Here is an 18,729-nt window from a genome sequence, read left to right as displayed (position 1 = left end):
GACTGACCCGACGCCATCATTGCGACCACGATGCTCACCACATGCGCGCCCATGTGCAAATTCATCTGGAGCACCTGCGCCGATCCGTATTCCCACGAAGAGTACACAAAAGCACCCGGAAGCGCCATTCCGCCGCATTCCCGAGAACTACCCTACCCGCAACCTAACACAAGCGCGCCCGCCCGTCAATACCCCGCCGCGGCATCGCCGCAGGACAGGCCGGCGCCCCAGAGTCACCCCGTCCGCCCCTCATCACCTCAGGTGTGCCACGGTCAAGCCCCCAGGGGCTTGCCCGTGCAATCCCGTCAGCGCGCACAAGGGACGTACCGCCGCACAAACGCTACACCCAGCCCACAACACCCAACGTCCAGACAAACACCCAACCCCACCCACAAAAGCCACCACGCGGGGGTATGTCCCGGCCGGGGTCACCGAAGTCCTCCACCACAACCACCCCAACCGGCGGGTCTGTCCCGTCGCCTCTTGGTTAAACGTGCTGCAACGTGTCTTATATAAAGTAGGTAAGGCGGTATTCGAGCGTGTATATTCGAACCAGTCTCCCGGCTACTGCGGAATAAAGCTCGCGTTTGCCTTGAGCGACAGGATCCACTCGGCGATGAGCTTTGCCGCGTTTTCCACGTCCTTGAGGGAAACCAGTTCCACAGGCGTGTGCATGTAGCGGTTGGGAATGCCGATCAGGCCCGTGGCCGTGCCGCCGCGGCTCAGCTGCATCGCGTTGGCGTCGGTGCCCGTGCCGCGCGGCATCGCCAGGTGCTGGATCGGGATCTTCGCCTTCTTCGCGGCCGCGAGGATGCCCTTGTGGACCACCGGGTTGATGTTCGGGCCGCGGCTGATGATCGGGCCCTCGCCGATGGCCGTCTCGCCGTAGCGATCACCCTCGCCCTTGGGGTGGTCCGTCGCCCACGCCACGTCCACCGCCAGGCCCGCATGCGGATCGCAGCCGTAGGCGCTGGTGATGGCCCCGCGCAGCCCGATCTCCTCCTGGACCGTGGTCACCGCGTACACCGCCACGTTGATCTTCTTCTTCGCCAGCAGCCGGACGGCTTCGAGGATCACAAACGCGCCCACGCGATCGTCCAGCGCGCGCGCGACCACCATGTCGTTGAGGAGTTCCTGGTAGCCGACCGAAATCGTGATCGGGTCGCCAATACCCACGTGTTTCTCGGCGTCCTTCTTGTCCTTCGCGCCGATATCGACCCACATCTGGTGCATTTCCAGCGGCTTGTTCCGGTCGGCTTCCGGCGTCAGGTGGATCGCCTTGCGCCCGATCACGCCCTCCACCGCGCCCTTCGCGCCATGCACCGTGACCCGCTGTCCGCCCAGCACCGTACCGTCGACCCCGCCAATCGGCACGAAGCCGATGAAGCCCTTGGAATCGATGGTGTTCACCATCAGGCCGATCTCGTCCACGTGCCCCGCCAGCATGATGCGGATGTCCGCCTTCTTGTTCAGCACGTGGTACTGGTTGCCGTGGACGTCCTTGTAGATTTCGTCCGTAAACGGCTCCATGTAGCTTTTGCAGACCCGCTGGATCTTCTCTTCAAAGCCCGAGGGGCTCGGCGTGGCCAGCAACTTCTTCAGAAAATCCAGCGATTCCTTGCGCATGCGTACATCTCCCGGGTTGAAAAACAAGCCGCTATGGTACCGATCCCGCCCGGGAGGATTCCACGTCTTGGGGTGACGGCGCGGCGCGTCCGCCGCAGGCGGAAAGGGTGAAGGGTGAAGGCCTACGAGCCACGCCCCGCCGATCTCCGCGGCCCCTGCCGCCCCTGCTGTCCCTGCCCCTTCCAAGTGCGCCACGGCCAAGCGGCGCGTCCGCCGCGGGCGGAAAGGGTGAGGGGGGGGCGGCTCCGGAGATGGTGGCTGGGTATTCAGCTGTTCGGCGGCGGCTGGAATTCCGGATAGTTGCGCAATTCCCATCGGTTGTAGCTCTTGTCGAGCCACTTGAAGAAGCGCGTTTCGAGCAGGTACGGCCGCATAAGCAGGAAGAGAAGACCACACCCCGCCAGAACGGCGCCGGCCACGGCGAGTTTACGCATCCACAACTCGATTGGCCACGGATCCCGCTCCACCGCCGCGGCGACCTCCTTCGGCAGTTTCACCGGCTTCCCCGCGCGCGCCTGGTCGCGGGCCGCCTCCAACAGGCCGCGCACGCGCGTGATCGTTTCCTGCACCGCCTGCCAGTCCCGGAGGAGGGGGCCATTGCCCGCGCGCGCGTCCCGGGCGAAGGCCGCCATGCTGCCCGCGCGGGCCACCAGGTTGTTGATGCCCGAGGCCAGCCCGAAATTGGCCTTGCGCCAGTGCGCGAGCACGGGATAGTCGCACGACAGGCGGCCCTGCAGTTGAATAAGCGCCAACTCGCGTTCAGCCGCGCTGCCGTCGGACGCCGCCGCCGCGATTTGATACAGGCGCTCCCAGTCCGCCTGCAACGCCGCACACTGACGCCGGATGTCATCCAGCTCCTCGACCGTGATCGTTTGCCTGCCCATACGCTACACTCTCCACTCCGTGCTGCACACAACAGCGTACCCCGAAAGGCGCGCCGCTGTAAAGCGAAAAAGGCTTACCCCGTATCAGCCCAAAGCCTGTCACCCCTTCCCCCTTCCCCCTTCGCCCTTCGCCCTTCGCCCTTCGCCCTTCGCCCTTCACGCTTCACCCTTCACCCTTCACCCTTCACCCTTCACCCTTCACCCTTCACCCTTCACCCTTCACCCTTCACCTCCAGCCTAAAGCCTCCAGCCTAAAGCCTCCAGCCTAAAGCCTCCAGCCTAAAAAAAACGGGCCGCCGAAGCGGCCCGTTTTTTCTACTATCGTTGCCGGCTCAGTGGAACTGCTCGGCTTCCGTCGAACCGCTCAGCGCGGTGACGGAGGACTCGCCATCGCTCACGGCGTTCGTGATCGCGTCGAAGAAGCCCGTGCCCACGAAGGCCTGGTGCTTCACCGCGCCGAAGCCCTTCTTCTCCTCCGCGAACTCCTCCTGCTGCATCTCCACGAAGGCCGACATCTGGCGCTCGCGGTAGCCGTTCGCCAGCTTCCACATGCCCAGGTTCAGGTTGTGGAAGCCCGCCAGCGTGATGAACTGGAACTTGTAGCCCATCGCGCCGATCTCGTTCTGGAAGCGCGCGATGTCCGCGTCGCTCAGCTTCGCCCGCCAGTTGAACGACGGCGAGCAGTTGTACGCCAGGAGCTTCCCGGGATACTGCGCGTGGATGGCCTCGGCGAACTGCTTCGCGGCGGCCAGGTCCGGCGTGCTGGTCTCGCACCAGATCAGGTCGGCATAGGGCGCGTAGTTCAGGCCGCGCGCGATCGCCTGCTCGATGCCCGGCCGCGTCACGTAGAAGCCTTCCACCGTGCGCTCGCCGGTGCAGAACGGCTGGTCGCGATCATCGATGTCGCTGGTCAGCAGGCCGGCCGCGTCCGCGTCGGTGCGGGCCACCAGCACCGTCGGCACGCCCGCGACATCCGCCGCCAGGCGCGCGGCGTTGAGTTTGCCGATGAACTCGCGGCTCGGCACAAGCACCTTGCCGCCCAGGTGGCCGCACTTCTTCGCGGAAGCCAGCTGGTCCTCAAAGTGGACGCCCGCCGCGCCGGCCTGGATCATCTGCAGCATCAGCTCGTACGCGTTCAGCGGGCCGCCGAAACCGGCTTCCGCGTCCGCCACGATGGGCTGGAAGTAATCGTGCTTCTTCACGCCGCTGATCGTCTGCACCTGGTCGCGCCGCATGAGGGCGTTGTTGATGCGCTCCACGATCGCCGGGACGCTGTTCGACGGGTACAGGCTCTGGTCGGGGTACATCGTGCAGGACAGGTTCGCGTCGCCCGCCACCTGCCAGCCGGACAGGTAGATCGCGCGGAGCCCCGCCTCCACCTGCTGGATCGCCTGGTTGCCCGTCAGGGCGCCCAGCGCGTTCACGTAGCCGTCGCCGGGCTCGTTCACGTAGCCCCAGAGCTTCTCGGCCATCTTCGTGGCGATCGTGTATTCGATCTTCATCGAGCCGCGCAGCTCGAGCACCTTCTCGGCGGTGTACGGGCGGGTGACGCCCTTAAAGCGGTCGGACTCCCAGAGGGCCTTAATGGCCTGGACTTCATCCTGATCGATCAGGGGGTTCTGGTTCTTGCCGTTGTCACTGCTCATGTCGTTGTCGTCCTTGTTGTCCTTGCGATACGCCAGGGGTTAGTCCAGTTGCTCGTAGGCCGCCAGCGTAAGAAACTCCGCCAGCTCCCCGTTTGCCGTAAACTCGTCAAAAAGCCGGGCCGCCTCGTGGTACTTGCCCGATTCAAAGCGATCCGCGCCCACTTCGGCCTGGATCGCGTCCATTTCTTCTCCCGCGATCTGGCGCACCAGCTCGAGGGTCACCGGGCGGCCGTCGTCCAGCACCGCCTTCGGGTTGTGCACCCACTGCCAAAGCTGTGTGCGCGAGATCTCCGCCGTCGCCGCGTCTTCCATCAGGTTGTACAGCGGCACGCACCCCACGCCGCGCAGCCACGCCTCCAGGTACTGCACGCCCACCTTGATGTTCTCGCGAATGCCGTGCTCCGTGATCGCGCCCGCCGGGATCTCCAGCAGCGCCGCCTGCGACACCCGCACATCGTCCCGCTGCTTGTCGATCTGGTTCGGCTTGTCGCCCAGCACCTTGTCGAATTCTTCCATCGCAATGGCGACCAGCGCCGGGTGCGCCACCCACGTGCCGTCGTGGCCATCCTCGGCCTCGCGCTTCTTGTCCGCGTGCACCTTCGCCATCGCCTTGTCGTTCGCTTCCGGATCGTTCTTGATCGGGATCTGCGCCGCCATGCCGCCCATCGCGAACGCGCCGCGCTTGTGGCAGGTTTTGATGCAGGCCAGCGAGTAGGCGCGCATGAACGGCGTGGTCATGCCGACCAGCGCACGATCCGGCACCAGGTACTCCTCTTTCCGGGCGAATTTCTTGATGTAGCTGAAAATGTAGTCCCAGCGGCCACAGTTCAGCCCGCCGCTGTGGTGGCGAAGCTCGTACAGGATCTCGTCCATCTGGAACGCCGCGAGAATGTGCTCGATAAGCACCGTCCCCTTCACCGTGCCCCGCGGCAGGCCGAGCAGCTCCTGCGCCTTCTCGAACACGTCGTTCCACAGGCGCGCCTCGAGGTAGTGCTCCATCTTCGGCAGGTACAGGTACACGCCGGACCCCTGTTCGGCGCGGTACTTCGCGTTGTGGAAGAAATACAGCGCGAAATCGAAGAGGCTCCCCGACGCCCGCTCGCCGTCCACCAGCACGTGCTTCTCGGAAAGGTGCCAGCCGCGCGGGCGCACAATCAGCGTCGCCACCTGCGCGTTGAGCTTGTATTCCTTGCCGTTCGGCGCCGTGAAATCGATCTGGCGGCGGATCGCGTCGTACAGGTTTACCTGACCGTCCAGCGTCGCTTCCCAGGTCGGGCCGTGCGAGTCCTCAAAATCCGCCATGTAGGTCTTCGCGCCGGAATTAAGTGCGTTGATCACCATCTTGCGATCCACCGGGCCGGTGATTTCGACGCGGCGATCCTGAAAATCGGCCGGTACGGGATCCACCCGCCAGTCGCCGTCGCGCACGGACTGGGTTTCGGGGTGGAAATCGGGCAGGGCGCCCAAGTCCAGCTCCGCCTGGCGCGCCTTGCGCTTCTCCAGGAGCTCCAGACGCCGGGGATTAAAGGCGCGGTGCAGGGTGGCGTAGAAGGTAAGCGCGTCCCGGGTCAGGATCGTCGCATGCGTGTCCGATACGGGTCCCAGGATTTCCAGGCCCTCGGGCACATCGATGGATGCCATGGATGCATGTCCTTTCAAGATAAGGGATTAAAATGGAATGAGCGCTTTGCGCTCCGTGTCAAAAACACTGCCTTGAAACCATGCACGACCAGACCCAGCTGCTCTCGGCCCGGTCTAAGTTAAGGCTACCACTCGATCTACGTGTATGACAAATCAGTTGTTTCAATGTTTAATATTGGCTGCGTATATGCTATTGCCGCTGAGATTAAAAAATTGCAATAATGGTATACCGATCAGTATACGACCGGGCGGTAGGTTTTTCCCAAGCACCGCCCCCGCCGGGAGGCGCCATGCCCAAGAACGAATTCCGCTACAAGCAAAACCGCCTGCAGCAACTCCGGGGCTTCTGCTACGCCGCCGCCGATGGCAGCATCTCCAAGGCGGCCGAGCGCATGTTTCTCAGCCAGCCCTCCGTCTCGCTCCAGATCCAGGCCCTCGAAAGGGAACTGGACGTCACACTCTTTGAGCGCCGCGGCCCCCGGATCAAGCTCACCCCGGACGGCGAGCTGCTTTTCGAGCTGTCCATGCCGCTCGTGGAACGTATCGACAACCTTTCGAACGAGTTCTCCGCGCGCCGCGGCAACGTCGAGCAGGGCCGGATCGATCTGGCGGCGGGCTGGTCCACGATTCTGTACGTCCTGCCCGAGTATGTCGAGCGCTTCCGGAAGGCCCACCCGAGTATCGAACTCAAGCTCCACAACGTCACCGGGGCCGAGGGGCTCGCGCAGTTGCGCGCGGGGCACGTGGATTTCGCCGTGGGCCCGATGCTCCAGGCGCCGGAGGATATCGACTTCCATCCCATCGTGAGCTACGAGCCACTGCTGATCACCGCGCCGGACCACCCGCTCGCCGGGAAAAAGCATCTGACCCTGAAAGAGATCAGCAAGTACCCGCTCATCCTGCCGCCGCGCCACCTCAGCACCTGGAGCACCGTGGATTCCGTCTTCAAGTCCCACGGCCTCCCCTACGAAGTCGCCATGGAAGTGGGCGGGTGGGAGGTGATCAAGAAATACGTCGAGCTCGGCCTCGGCATCTCCGTCGTCATGAGCATCTGCATCACCGGCGAAGAAAAGCTCGCCGTAATACCCGCCGGCGAATTCTTCCCCAACCGCACCTACGGCGTCGTCATCCGCAAAGGAAAATTCCTCAGCCCCCAGGCCCGCCGCTTCATCGAGCTCATGCTCCCGGAAGCCGAACTCTGACGGCGGCCCGCCGGCAACTTGCGCCACTGGCGCAAAAAACTATGGAGCGCCGGCGGCCCGCCGGCAACTTGCGCCACCGGCGCAAGACAACTATTGAACGCCGGCTCCATTAGTAAAAACATATACTGGTCCGCACTTCAGACCGCTAAAGTGTTACTCGCATTTGAACTTCCAACTCGAGCCGGGCGCCACATGAACCACCTTCAATGTTCAAAAGGGCGCGTGTTGGAGCGCTGGCATCCTTGCCGGCACTGATGCCGGCGCTCCAAAACGCTCACTATCGTTGATTCAAGGTCCCAAATCGATTCAAGTTTACGCCCATATACCGAGATCGAGTTCAAATGCGATTGCCCTGGCCTGCACGTTGGCGCGGCGTGGCGTACATCGGGTAGTATGCGCGGGTGAAAGGAACCCCTGTGATGCGATTTCTCATGCTGTGCCTGATGCTCTGTTTCCTGCCCCTTACCCCGATCACGGCGGCCGCGGACGCCATTTCGATGCCCGCAAACCTGCTCCTCTCCCCGAGCGACGACAACCCCCGCAATTCGGAGGGGGATTTCATTGAACTGAAGGACGGGCGCGTGCTGTTTGTCTACACGCACTTCACCGGGGGCGCGGGCGACCACGCCACCGCGCATCTGGCCGGCCGTTTCTCGTCGGACGGCGGCGCAACGTGGGACACCGAGGATACGGTCATCATCCCGTATTCCGGCGGGCGCAACATTATGTCCGTGTCGCTCCTGCGCCTCCAGGATGGCTCCATCGCGCTGCTGTACCTGAACAAGGTCGAGGTGGACGAATGCATCCCGATGTTCCTGCGCTCCACCGACGAGGCGAAGACCTGGTCCGCGCCGGTGGCCTGTATCACGGACCCGCTGGGTTATTACGTGGTGAACAACGACCGGCTCGTCCAGCTGGCGAGCGGGCGGTTGCTCATTCCGGCGGCGCGCCACGTATTGAAAGGTCAGGAGGGGTTCCATCCCGGCCAGGCGCTCTGCGCCATCTCCGACGACAACGGCCAGACCTGGCGCCTGAGCGACAGCCTGCTGTCGCTCCCGGAATCGGTGCGATCGGGCCTGCAGGAGCCGCTCGTCCTCGAACTACAGGACGGGCGCGTGCTGATGCTGTGCCGCACGAGCGACGGCGCGCAATACCGTTCCATCTCGACCGACGGCGGCGTGACCTGGAGCGAACCCGCGCGCACGAACCTCCTGTCGCCCACGTCGCCCGCCACCGTGGAGCGGATCCCGGGCCGCGACGACCTTCTGCTGGTGTGGAACGACCATACCGATGTGGACGAGTCCCGCCGCGGCAAGCGCACGCCGTTGCGCGCCGCACTCTCGAAGGACGACGGCCGCACGTGGCATGTCGTGAAGACGCTCGAAGACCTGGCGGACGGCTGGTACTGCTATATCGCCATGGATTTCATCGGGGATCAGGTATTGCTTGGGTATTGTGCCGGCGACCGGCGGGTGGAGAATGGTCTCCAGACCACCAAGGTCACCCGTGTGCCGCTGGAAGAACTGTACGCCGGCTGTGATGCCGGTCGCGTAATCGAGGAGGAGTTTTGAGATGAAACGCACACTCGTTGTCGGAATGGCCCTGGTCGCCCTGGGCCTGTCGGTGGCCGCGGTCCGCGTAAACGCCGTGGAGAAGGAAGAAGACGTGAAGGTATTGCGCCACATTGTGATGTTCAAGTATGCGGACGAAGCGAGCGCCAAGGCGATCTCGGAGGCCTTTGTCGCCCTCAAACAGGAAATCGACCTGATCAAGGACTTCGAATGGGGCACGAACGTCAGCAAGGAAGGCCTCGACAAGGGATTGACCCACGCTTACACCCTGACCTTCCACAGCCAGGAAGACCTCGACGCATACATCGTCCACGAGGCGCACAAGGCCTTCGTCGCGAAGCTCGACGGCAAGGTGACGGACGTCTGCGTATTCGACTACTGGGCGCAGTAGCCGCGGACAAGGGACGCACCCGCGCACATACGCCCGATCCTGGAACGCACACCCCCGCGTAAACCCGACACCCGTTTTCCCGGCGGCAAGCGCCCCAAACGCGGGGGTATGTCCCGGCGGGGGTCACGAAGTGCACCCTCGCTGAATAAATCTCCGGCGCCAGCGGTATTGGCGCCGGAGGAACACCCCATGGACCGCGAATACTATCCCGCCGCACGTTGGTGTGGCCTGCTTCACCTGGCGACCTGGCTTTGCATGGCCCTTATGGTCGGCCTGCTCGCCGTCGGACTCTGGACCGGCCCGCGCGACATGCTGGCCTGGACGTTGTCCATGGTCGGCATGCCGCTGGCCCTCCTGGTGACCAGCCCGCTCTTCGCCATTCGCGGCTACGCTATGGAAGACGGAAACCTCCGCGTGCGGCGGCTGGGCTGGTCATCCCACCTGGAGCTTGGCCGGGTGGCGGAGGTCTACGCCGACCCGGACGCCATGAAGCGCTCAATACGGCTCTTCGGCAATGGTGGCCTCTTCTGCTTCGCCGGGCTGTTTCGGAACAAGGCCCTGGGCAACTACCGGGCCTTCGTCACCCATCCCGCGCACGCGGTCGTCATCCGCGCGGAGAACCGCGTCATCGTGGTCTCCCCCCGCGACCCCGCCGCCCTGGTGGCGGCGGTGCGGGAGCAGTCTGGCATGCCGGCGGTCGCTTCACCGGCCTAATTCATCGGGATCGGCGCGAAATCCTCCATCAGCCACAGGGCCGACAGGTCGGCGAGTTTCGAGGGCGGGCAATTGCCGGCGCGGAGCAGTTCCTTCTTCTGGGTGAAAAGAGTCTTCGTGCCGCTGGCCAGTTCAAAGCCCAGGATGCCCAGGTCGTAGCCAACCGCGCCGATAAACTGGGCGTCGGCCGTCTGGCACGCCGGCGTGAACGTGTAGGACCCGCCAATCAGGAACGCCGTCTGCGCCCAGGGCACCAGCGTTCCCCCCGCGATGTCGAGCGACACCCGCGGGAACCCGATGCCGAAATTGGCGGAAATCGCGCTGGACGCCCCGGTCATGTGAAGCGGGTCGCCAAACGTGGTGTCGCCCGCGCGACCGCCCGCCTGGACCGTGACCCCGTCGAAATCCAGCCCGAGATCGCTGTCGTAGGTGAAGGTCGTGCCCACCTGCGCGCTGCCGTCGAGCGGCACCGCGGCGTTCACCACGAACTGCGCGCCGATCTTCAGCTTCACCGGTACGAGGCCCACCACGAAGGGGATATTCATAATCGGCACCGGCAGCTTATAATCGATGGCGTCGTTCCCGGAGGCCGTTACGACGAGTTTAAGCTCCGCGGTTCCGCGCATGCCGTTTAATTCATGCCCGAATTCCGTCAGCTCGCCCCCGTCAAAACGCGTTTGATTCCGGCTCCGGAACCGGACAATCTGGCCCTTGGCGGTGAGACGCCCCTTCGTCGCCGGGCCAACGCCCTTGGTGACGGTGAAGTCGTAATCGGCCGTCGCGCCATCCAGCGTGACCTTCAGCTCGTACTTGAACCCGCCCTGTTCAAAGGTGATATTGATGGGCGTGCCCGCCTTGACCGGAAACACCCCAACACCCGGGATTTCAATGCTCTTCACGGTCTCTTCCGTGAACTCCACCCCGTAATCCCAGCTGATTTCCCCGTCCGGAAAGACCTCATTGAGCGGGATCATCTCGGTTTCGACGTAGACTTCCGTGCCGTCCACATCGACCACCGTGATCCGTCCAATTTCGATTCCGTCCAATAAGAGAGGATCGCCCACGTCCAGCGTCAGGCCAAGCCGGTCGGTTTCCGTCTTGTCCAGCAGGTAGGCGTGCTCGTCGGGGTTCCACTGCAGAATCACGTTCTCAAGCTCCGCCTTCGGAACCCGGAGCACCTCGGGCGCTATCGAGACGTTGAAGGTTTCCGTGTTCGGGGCCCACGCCGCGTCCTCCGTAACCGTAATCATCCCACCCTTCGTCTCGGTGTCGCTCCCGTTGGCGGTGGTTACGGTCAGGGTGACGGTATAACTACCGGCGGCCCCGTAAACGTGGGTTGGGTTCTTCTGGCTACTCGTCCCACCGTCGCCGAAGTTCCACGCCCAGGCCGTGATGGGACTGCCGCCCGAAGCGGAGCTATCCGTGAACTGGACCGTAAGTGGTGCGGTCCCGGAGGTGGGCGTCGCGGTGAACGCGGCATTGGGTTTGGCCGGCGGCGTTGGGCAGCCGATCAGGGAGAGGGAAAAAAGCAGGCAGGCCAGGAATGGGAGCGCGCGATACGGTGTTGATCGCATAGGAGGAGCCTCCAGGACGCAAGAACGGGCTCCAGCTAGTGACCCGCGGATTGGGCCACAGGCCCGTCCAAAAGCGCGCAAGTCTATGAGTTTCATTATAGCGAAAACAAGCTCCAGAGGATAGAAATCTTCCAGAATCCGGCCCCCGGGTTCATTCCGGCTTGCGCCTGCGGTGGTGAATGGCGGTTCATCCGGGATTGGCGTTGGGTTTTGGGAATACGATAGAATACGCTTCCGCACGTGGGTTGGGCGTCAATTCAGGGCGCCTGCACCCGGACCGTCTCCCGAGGCGGCCCTACCGCGGAGCCTCACCCGGGCAGTGGCGGCCATCGCGCCCTCGACGCTGTATTCCGCATGAGTTCGTTTCCACACCGGAACGGGCATTGAGAGAAAGGCACCAACTTCATGTCGACACCGAAGTATCCCGGCATACGCATTACGACCAACGGGAACCAGCTCGTTTCCTACCATACCGAAACCCGGGTGACCGACGGCGGCATCTTCTACCCGATCACCGCCTCCACGGAAATGGGCGAGCTCTACCAGCAGTCGTATGCGGAAGGCAAGCTGAACGTCTTCGGGCGCCAGAAGATCGCCATCGAATGCGAGGGCGAGCACGCGGCCCAGGGCGGCGCCATCGCCTACTCGGTGACCGGCCGCCGCACGGTGAACTTCACCAGCGGGCAGGGCATTGTCTACGCGCTGGAGCAGTACTACCACGCCCCCGGCAAACTCTCGACCATGGTGGTGCAGGTGGCCGCCCGCGCCCTGACCAAGCACGCGCTCAACGTGCACTGCGGCCACGACGACATCTACGCGGCCCTCGACACGGGCTGGATCATGCTGTTCGGCAAGGACGCCCAGCAGGCGGCGGATCAGGCCCTGATCATACGCAAGGTCACCGAGCTGTCTCTCACGCCGGGCATTAACATTCAGGACGGTTTCCTGACCTCCCACCTGGAGCGCACCTTCCTCAAGCACGAGTCCGACCTGATTCGCGAGTTCCTGGGGTCCCCGGATGATCTGATCAACTGCCCGACCGAGGCGCAGCGCGTGCTCTTCGGGCCGAAACGCCTGCGCGTGCCCAAGGTGATCGACCTGCAGCACCCGGCGATGATCGGCCCCGTGCAGAATCAGGAACACTACATGAACGGCGTGGCGGCGCGCCGGAACAACTTCATCGAGCCGATCCTCGGCTTCCTGGAAGACGCCTACGCCGAATTCGGGAAGCTTACCGGGCGGCACTATGGCCTCGTCTCGAAATACAAGACGGACGACGCGGACACGGTCTATGTGTCCCTGGGTTCGGCGGCGGAGAATATCGAGGCCGCCTGCGACTACCTGCGCGCCACGCGTGACGCCAAGGTCGGCTCCATCCACCTGAACGTGATCCGGCCCTTCCCCGAGGCGGCGATTGTCGAGGCCCTGAAGGGCAAGAAGCAGGTCATCATTCTGGAGCGCACGGACGAGCCGCTCGCGGGCGACAACCCCATGGCGCGCGACATCCGCACCGCCCTCAGCAAGGCCCTCCAGAACTACGACGGGCTGGCCTACGCCGGCATTCCCGCAATCGCGCCCTCCGAAATGCCGCACATCGCCACCGGCATCTACGGGCTTGGCTCCCGCGATTTTCGGCCCGAGGATATCATCGGCGCCTACGAATACACCCAGGGGCTCGTGAACCGGCAGGACGGCAAGCGCCTGGCCGATGGCGCCTCCTTCTTCACCCTCGGCATCGACCACCCCTACAACGTCCGCTCCGCCGAAACCCCCTCGCTGCTCCCGGAGAACGCCGTCGCGGTGCGCCTCCACTCGATTGGCGGCTGGGGCATGATCACCACGGGCAAGAACCTCGCCGAGATCGTCGGTGAAATCGGCACGCACGTCGCCGATCGCGACGGCGTGAAGGACGAACTGGGACAGCCCGGCGAGGTAATCCACATCAGCGCCAACCCGAAATACGGGTCGGAAAAGAAGGGCTCGCCCACCTCGTACTTCCTCGTGGCCGCACCGGAGCGCGTCCGCGTAAACTGCGACCTGCGCCACGTGAACGTGGTGCTGTGCTGCGACCCGCGCGCCTTTACCCACATCAACCCCATCGACGGCATCGCCGAGGGCGGCACGCTGGTGTGGGAATCGGATGAGACCCCGGAAAAGGCCTGGACGCGCATCCCGAAGAAGTACCGGCAGGAGATCATCGACAAGCGCATCAAGGTCTACATTCTCCCCGGCTTCGATATCGCCAAGGAAGCGACGGACCGGCACGACCTCCAGCTCCGCATGCAGGGCAACGCCTTCCTGGGCGCCTTCTTCAAGGTGTCCCCGCTGTTGAGCCAGTTCGGCATCTCCGAGGAGCTTTTCCAGGAACTCGTGCTCGCGCAGTACCAGAAGAAATTTGGGCGCTTCGGCGAAGCCGTCGTCCAGTCGAACATGCAGGTCATGATCCAGGGCGGCTTGCGCCTTCAGCAGGTGCACTACGGCGATGTGGCCGCGATGGACGCTTCCTCGATGCGTGGCGTGGCCCTGGAAGCGGTGGGCGGCTGTGGCGCGCGTTGCGGCTGCGGAACGCCCGAGGCGCAGCCCGAGCGCGTGCCGATGTACAAGCTCAAGACTTTCGATGACGAATTCCGCGCCGGGCTGGGCTACGATCAGCCGGCCTCGCCGCTCGCGGCGGTGGGCATTATGGCGGCGGGCACCGGCGCTACCTCGTCGAAGTACGGATCCCGGCGGGAAACGCCGAAGTGGATCCCCGAGAACTGCACGCAGTGCATGGAGTGCATCGCGGCCTGCCCCGATACCGCGCTGCCGAATACGGCGCAGGATCTGGAGACGATACTGCGAACGGCGATTACGAATTATGTGTCCGAACCGGCGGGCCGCGAGAAGCTGCTGGCGGCCGTGCCCGATCTCGACAAGACGGTGCGCGCGAAGATGCTGGAGCAGTCCAAGAGCGACACCGCGCCGAGTTATGTCGAGTTGATCATGGACGAAGTGGATCTGCAGGGCTACGCAACCGGGCAGGCGCGCACCGAGCTGGAAACCGTGCTGAATAAGGTGCCGGTGGCCTATTCGAAGGTAAACGCGGTGTTCGCCAGCCGCGAGAAGAAGGAAGCCGGCGCGGGCGGCGTCTTCTCGATCTTCGTGTCTGACCTCTGCAAGGGCTGCGGCGAGTGCGTCACCGAATGCGGCGACCACAACGCGCTCGTGATGGTGCCGGACAACGAGGAAGTGAACTCGGGCATCACGTCCGCACAGAACTTCTTCGACCTGCTGCCCGAGACGCCGAACAAGTACCTGGGCCTGTACGACGCGGAGACACCCGAACAGTCCCGCCAGGCCGCCCTCCGCAACCACCTGATGGTGCGGAAAAACTACGAAGCGCTGGTTTCCGGCGACGGCGCCTGCGCGGGGTGCGGCGAGAAATCGGTCCTGCACGCGCTGGCGTCTATCACCGAAGCCTACATGCGGCCGCTCTACCACAACAAGGCCCGCCGCCTGCGCAAAAAGGCCGATGAACTGGAGAAGAACGGCGTCGCCCTGCTGGCGGCCTGGAAGAAGGACGATCCCGAGGCGCACGAAACGTTCAAGCGCTCCGTGGCGCACGTCCTGATGGGCCTCGGCGGCGAAACCGACGAGGACACGCTGGCGCGCCTGGAAGCGCATGGCGCGATCAGCGATGCGCAGGCCGTTGAGGCCGTTGTCGCCGTGCTCCGTCAGACCGCCTTCAACCACGACAGCCTCCAGGCCCTCGACGGGCGGCTCTCCAATGGCATGTCGGTCATGGCGATGGGCGCGCACACGGGCTGCAACACCGTGTACGGCTCGACCCCGCCGAACAACCCGCATCCGTACCCCTGGATGAATTCCCTCTTCCAGGACGGCGCCACCATCAGCTGGCTGATGGGCGAGAGCTTCATGATCGAAAACGCGCGCTTCTCGATCGTGCCGGAGCGCCTCGCGGATCAACTGCTGGCCGGCGAGAAAACCTCCGAGCAGGACTACTTCAATTTCACGCACTTCACCGACGCCATCATGACGGACCAGGAGGTGGCCGAACTGCCGAAGGTCTGGTGCGTCGGTGGCGACGGCGGCATGGGCGACATCGGGTACCAGAACGTCTCGAAGGTGATCGTGCAGAACCGGCCCAACGTGAAGTGCCTCATGCTCGACACGCAGGTGTACTCCAACACCGGCGGCCAGAACTCCGACGCCTCCCCCATGACCGGCGGCTTCGATATGAATCAGTTCGGCAAGGCCTCGCAGGGCAAGCTCGTGGAAATGAAGAACATCGCCGAGTCCTTCACCGCCGGCCACGGCTCCCCGTATGTGGGCCAGGTATCCATGGCCGACGAGCCCAAGTTCTACAAGAGCCTGCTCGACGGCCTCACCTACCGCGGCACGGCTTTCTTCCACTGCTACACCACCTGCCAGCCGGAGCACGGCGTGGCGGACGACATGGCCACCCAGCAGGCGAAGTCCGTGCGCGACTCGCGCGGCCTGCCGGAATTCACCTTCAACCCGGCCCTGGGCGAAACCTACGCCGACGCCCTCAGCATCAAGGGCAACCGCAACCCCGACCGCGACTGGATGGAAGTCACCATCAAGGGAACGAAGGAAAAGTACAACTACACCGTGGCCCACTGGGCGGCCACCGAGGCGCGCTTCCGCCAGCACATCAAAAAGGCCACCGGCGAGGAAATTCAGGGCATGATCCTGCTGGACAACCTCCTGCTCTGCATCGAGCAGAACGACGTGGTCAACCGCCGCTACCTCGATCCGGCTTCGCGGAGCTATGTGCCCGATTTCGGATCCTACGTGATTGTCGAAGGCAACAACGGCAAGCGCATCCCCATGAAGCTGTCCCGCCAGATGGTGCTCTTCAACGTCGAGCGCCGCAAGGCCTGGCGCATGCTCCAGAGCAAGGCCGGCCAGGAGAACAAGGACTACATCGCCCAGCGCGAAATCATCAAGCGCCTGGACGCGGGTAAAATCACCCGCGACGACGTCTGGACACGGGGCATGGCCGTGCTCGAAGAAGAAGCCGCCGCGAAATAGCGTCCACACGGCGAATCCGCTAACAATCACCCGCGCATCGGGAAGATGCGCGGGTGTTTCTCTTCGGGCCGCGCGAAGATCAATGTAGGCAATCCATCGCGTCGGCATGCCCGATCGGCATATCTTGAACCCACTACCTTGCGACGCCTTGGGCCCGATTGACAGGCGGCCGGGTGAATGCTCTAATGGTGGGCAGCCCAACGACTAAAATTGAGGGTATTCACCATATGACCATCGAACAACTGAAAAATGAAATAGGAAAGCTTGATCTCGCCGATAAGTTGCTGCTCGTCGAGGACGTCTGGGATTCAATCGCTGCCGACAACCACGCTCTTCCGATGCCGGAGTGGCATCGAAGTGAACTGGAGCGCCGATTGCACGCGCATCGGACGGGAGAGGCCGATCTACACGACTGGAAGCAGGTTCACCAGACGATCCGCGAGCAATACAAGTGAACCTTCGGTACACGGCGCGAGCCGGTGGCGAGTTGGAGCTTGCCGTCGCCTGGTACGAATTGCAGCGAGCGGGCTTGGGATTGGAATTCCTGGACTGCGTTGAGATTTCGCTTGACCGGATTCGGAAAGCCCCGGAAATCTATCCGCTCGTTCAGGGTAATCTGAGGCGGTGTGTGGTCGAGCGCTTTCCATTCTCAATTTACTTCGAAGTCGAGCTTGAGCGGATCGTGGTTCACGCCATATTCGACAACCGCCGGGATCCGCGTAATCGCCCCTGAAGCCTCCACGCCATGTTTTCGTCAACGTGCCGTTGTCTGGAGACTTCGTTGGTGTCAGCCGCATCCATCACGGCGCGATGCCTACGGAGCAACACATCCCGGAGAGTTACCGATATGGCGGGGTGCGGCAATTGATATTGCCGATGAATTGCCGGCGCTATGGAGCGGGCCTTTCGCCGTCAATGCCTATAGGCTCCCTTTACCGGGGCTGCGGGCCCGGTCTGCTCGGAAACTGACCTTCGACCCTGAAAATCGTTTCTTCAGCGCCGAAGGCGCCGATCATACCAGCCTGGGCCGCAGGCCCAGGAAGAATGACGACGATTTCGGCCAGGGCTGAAAGCCCGTATCATAGTGGGTTTCCGGCGAACTGCAAAAATCGGGACTATTCTTACTTCCAAATAATCCGGGCGCGGTAATGTCAGAACGGCGCCCAAAAAAAATGCGGAGGAGGCCGCTGACGCGGCGGTATGTCCCGACTGGAGCATCTCGCAACCACCGGCCGTAAAAGTGCGCACCCTCGCGAAAGGCGGCCCGGCCCGAGAGGCCTTTGACCTGTGTGATATAGGTGAGACGCCCGTCCTTCTTTACAGCCGGGGCGCAGCTCGAAGACACGCCACAGGAGGGCGTCCCCGCCTGCAATGCACCGAAAGCGCATCCAAGGTTTCATTGTGGATACCCCTTCCGTCTATCGTGCCCGAAGGGTATGATGGTGTCGAGGAGCCGCCGTCATGGAATTGCCAACGCATACCTTCACGTACAAGCGCGCGGGTGACCTGGAAATCCAGCTTGATGTCTATCCGGCCGAGCGTTCCGTGTCCGCGCCGGTGATCGTGTGGCTCCACGGCGGCGCGCTGATGATGGGCACGCGCCGGTGGATGCAGCCGGTGCAGCGGCGCTTGCTGCATGACGCCGGGTATGCCCAGGTCTCCATCGATTATCGCCTGGCGCCGGAGACGAGGCTGCCCGACATCACGGGCGACGTGCGGGACGCGTTTCACTGGCTTGAGAAGGAGGCGGGCGCGCTCCATATCGATGTGGCGCGTCTGGGCGTCATCGGCCACTCGGCGGGCGGTTACCTGGCGCTCATGACCGGCTGTTGTCTCGGGCTGCGCCCCAAAGCCATTGTCTCGTTCTACGGCTATGGCGACATCATCGGCGACTGGTACGCGAAGCCGGACCCCTTCTACCGCCGGCAGCCGATCATCTCGGAAGCGGAGGCGCGGGCCGCCGTGGGGGAGACGCCCATTGCCGAGGCGACGGGCGGGGAGCGGGGGACCTATTACCGGTACTGCCGCCAGCACGGGCTGTGGCCAAAGGCCGTGCTCGATGTCGATCCGCACACCAATCCCGAAGCATTCAGGCCCTATTGTCCAGTGCGGAACGTAACGCGCGATTTTCCACCCACGCTCTTGCTCCACGGCGACGCCGATACCGACGTGCCTTACGCGCAGTCGGTGATGATGGCCGAGGCGCTCAAGCAGGCCGGCGTCGCGCACGAGCTGGTCACCATCCCGGAAGGCGCGCATTCGTTTGATAACCGCGTGAAAACGGAGCACCTGAGCAACGGAGAAGAACCGCGGGAGGTCGCGGCGTTGCGACGGGTCGTGCAGTGGTTCGGGAAGCATGTATAATGACGTTGTTGGCATTCCGATGGGCGTGGGATGCGCACTTGAGTAAGCAGGAGGAACGGTC

The 18,729-nt window shown here is 63.5% G+C and carries 12 protein-coding genes; 7 read left to right on the top strand and 5 right to left on the bottom strand.

Annotated elements, in window-relative coordinates; genetic code table 11:
- Positions 1 to 564: 564 nt before the first annotated feature.
- The 4 genes from KF886_03235 to aceB all read right to left on the bottom strand — a co-directional run bounded on the left by KF886_03235 (position 565) and on the right by aceB (position 5,797).
- Positions 565 to 1,626, bottom strand: a complete 1,062-nt coding sequence (locus KF886_03235) for a M42 family metallopeptidase (GenBank protein MBX3176350.1) — start codon at positions 1,624 to 1,626, stop codon at positions 565 to 567.
- Positions 1,627 to 1,892: 266 nt separating this feature from the next.
- The gene (locus tag KF886_03230; protein MBX3176349.1) at positions 1,893 to 2,510 is read right to left on the bottom strand and encodes a hypothetical protein; all 618 of its coding nucleotides are present in this window, start codon (positions 2,508 to 2,510) and stop codon (positions 1,893 to 1,895) included.
- 332 nt (positions 2,511 to 2,842) lie between these two features.
- Complete coding sequence (gene aceA, locus KF886_03225) at positions 2,843 to 4,156, bottom strand: isocitrate lyase (protein MBX3176348.1); 1,314 nt, start codon at positions 4,154 to 4,156, stop codon at positions 2,843 to 2,845.
- Between the two features lie 39 nt (positions 4,157 to 4,195).
- A complete protein-coding gene (gene aceB, locus KF886_03220) occupies positions 4,196 to 5,797 on the bottom strand; it encodes a malate synthase A (protein ID MBX3176347.1) in 1,602 nt (533 codons plus the stop codon).
- Positions 5,798 to 6,087: 290 nt separating this feature from the next.
- On the opposite strand from aceB, the gene KF886_03215 reads away from it, so the two are divergent.
- The 4 genes from KF886_03215 (at position 6,088) to KF886_03200 (ending at position 9,675) form a co-directional block, all read left to right on the top strand.
- Entirely contained in the window at positions 6,088 to 6,999 is a 912-nt protein-coding gene (locus KF886_03215; protein MBX3176346.1) for a LysR family transcriptional regulator, read from the top strand.
- A gap of 416 nt (positions 7,000 to 7,415) precedes the next feature.
- On the top strand, positions 7,416 to 8,570 hold the full coding sequence (locus tag KF886_03210) for an exo-alpha-sialidase (GenBank protein ID MBX3176345.1): 1,155 nt from the start codon (positions 7,416 to 7,418) through the stop codon (positions 8,568 to 8,570).
- 1 nt (position 8,571) lies between these two features.
- Positions 8,572 to 8,961 (top strand): Dabb family protein, encoded by a 390-nt coding sequence (locus KF886_03205; GenBank protein ID MBX3176344.1) that lies wholly within the window; start codon positions 8,572 to 8,574, stop codon positions 8,959 to 8,961.
- Between the two features lie 255 nt (positions 8,962 to 9,216).
- Positions 9,217 to 9,675, top strand: coding sequence for a hypothetical protein (locus KF886_03200; protein ID MBX3176343.1), 459 nt, complete (start codon positions 9,217 to 9,219; stop codon positions 9,673 to 9,675).
- Here the strand turns inward: KF886_03200 and KF886_03195 are convergent.
- Positions 9,672 to 11,345, bottom strand: coding sequence for a PKD domain-containing protein (locus KF886_03195; GenBank protein ID MBX3176342.1), 1,674 nt, complete (start codon positions 11,343 to 11,345; stop codon positions 9,672 to 9,674). The genes KF886_03200 and KF886_03195 overlap by 4 nt on opposite strands.
- A 309-nt stretch (positions 11,346 to 11,654) precedes the next feature.
- On the opposite strand from KF886_03195, the gene KF886_03190 reads away from it, so the two are divergent.
- The 3 genes from KF886_03190 to KF886_03180 all read left to right on the top strand — a co-directional run bounded on the left by KF886_03190 (position 11,655) and on the right by KF886_03180 (position 18,668).
- Positions 11,655 to 16,304: a 2-oxoacid:acceptor oxidoreductase family protein gene (locus KF886_03190; GenBank protein ID MBX3176341.1), complete on the top strand. Its 4,650-nt coding sequence runs from the start codon at positions 11,655 to 11,657 to the stop codon at positions 16,302 to 16,304.
- Positions 16,305 to 16,531: 227 nt separating this feature from the next.
- Positions 16,532 to 16,759 (top strand): addiction module protein, encoded by a 228-nt coding sequence (locus KF886_03185; protein ID MBX3176340.1) that lies wholly within the window; start codon positions 16,532 to 16,534, stop codon positions 16,757 to 16,759.
- Between the two features lie 1,006 nt (positions 16,760 to 17,765).
- Positions 17,766 to 18,668, top strand: a complete 903-nt coding sequence (locus tag KF886_03180) for an alpha/beta hydrolase (GenBank protein ID MBX3176339.1) — start codon at positions 17,766 to 17,768, stop codon at positions 18,666 to 18,668.
- Positions 18,669 to 18,729 lie beyond the last annotated feature (61 nt).

Source organism: Candidatus Hydrogenedentota bacterium, from assembly GCA_019637335.1.
Lineage (GTDB): Bacteria > Hydrogenedentota > Hydrogenedentia > Hydrogenedentales > JAEUWI01 > JAEUWI01.
This window is presented reverse-complemented; position numbering and strand designations above follow the sequence as displayed.

Excerpts from the sequence above, each read along its gene's own strand:
- KF886_03195 (MBX3176342.1), bottom strand. The coding sequence starts at position 11,345 with ATGAAACTCATAGACTTGCGCGCTTTTGGACGGGCCTGTGGCCCAATC.
- aceB (MBX3176347.1), bottom strand. The coding sequence starts at position 5,797 with ATGGCATCCATCGATGTGCCCGAGGGCCTGGAAATCCTGGGACCCGTA.
- aceA (MBX3176348.1), bottom strand. The coding sequence starts at position 4,156 with ATGAGCAGTGACAACGGCAAGAACCAGAACCCCCTGATCGATCAGGAT.
- KF886_03200 (MBX3176343.1), top strand. The coding sequence starts at position 9,217 with ATGGCCCTTATGGTCGGCCTGCTCGCCGTCGGACTCTGGACCGGCCCG.
- KF886_03215 (MBX3176346.1), top strand. The coding sequence starts at position 6,088 with ATGCCCAAGAACGAATTCCGCTACAAGCAAAACCGCCTGCAGCAACTC.
- KF886_03205 (MBX3176344.1), top strand. The coding sequence starts at position 8,572 with ATGAAACGCACACTCGTTGTCGGAATGGCCCTGGTCGCCCTGGGCCTG.
- KF886_03190 (MBX3176341.1), top strand. The coding sequence starts at position 11,655 with ATGTCGACACCGAAGTATCCCGGCATACGCATTACGACCAACGGGAAC.
- KF886_03185 (MBX3176340.1), top strand. The coding sequence starts at position 16,532 with ATGACCATCGAACAACTGAAAAATGAAATAGGAAAGCTTGATCTCGCC.
- KF886_03180 (MBX3176339.1), top strand. The coding sequence starts at position 17,766 with ATGGAATTGCCAACGCATACCTTCACGTACAAGCGCGCGGGTGACCTG.
- KF886_03235 (MBX3176350.1), bottom strand. The coding sequence starts at position 1,626 with ATGCGCAAGGAATCGCTGGATTTTCTGAAGAAGTTGCTGGCCACGCCG.
- KF886_03230 (MBX3176349.1), bottom strand. The coding sequence starts at position 2,510 with ATGGGCAGGCAAACGATCACGGTCGAGGAGCTGGATGACATCCGGCGT.